This is a genomic window from Burkholderia sp. RS01 (assembly GCF_039748055.1).
Taxonomy (GTDB): Bacteria; Actinomycetota; Actinomycetes; order Actinomycetales; family Micrococcaceae; genus Arthrobacter.
Genome location: NZ_JBDLAK010000063.1, coordinates 1 through 429 on the forward strand (window position 1 = coordinate 1; position 429 = coordinate 429).

Below are 429 nucleotides of genomic sequence, written 5' to 3' on the forward strand. Positions count from 1 at the left end.
CGGAACGGGCTGCGCGCGTACGGGCACGCCTCCGGCGCGGACATCCCGTCGCTGTTCGACTCGGTCCGCGAGCACCTGGAACTCGGCTACAAGTCCGTCCGGATCCAGACCGCCGTCCCGGGCATCAAGGCCGTCTACGGCGTCGCGGCCCAGGCGCAGGCCTCGGGCGAACGCTACGACTACGAACCCGCCGGGCGCGGCGCGTTCCCGGTGGAGGAAGACTGGGACACCCGCGCCTACCTCCGGCACCTGCCGTCCGTGTTCGAGGCCGTGCGGAACGAGTTCGGCCCGGAGCTGCCGCTGCTGCACGACGGGCATCACCGGATGACCCCGATCCAGGCCGCGAAGCTGGGCAAGGCGCTGGAACCGTATGACCTGTTCTGGCTGGAAGACTGCACCCCGGCCGAAAACCAGGAAGCGCTGCGCCTG

1 protein-coding gene is annotated in these 429 nt (G+C 70.6%); it reads left to right on the top strand.

Annotated features, from left to right (window positions below):
- Positions 1-429 (top strand): enolase C-terminal domain-like protein (locus tag ABFP37_RS22530; protein WP_347035037.1); only part of this gene is annotated, 429 nt, incomplete at both ends.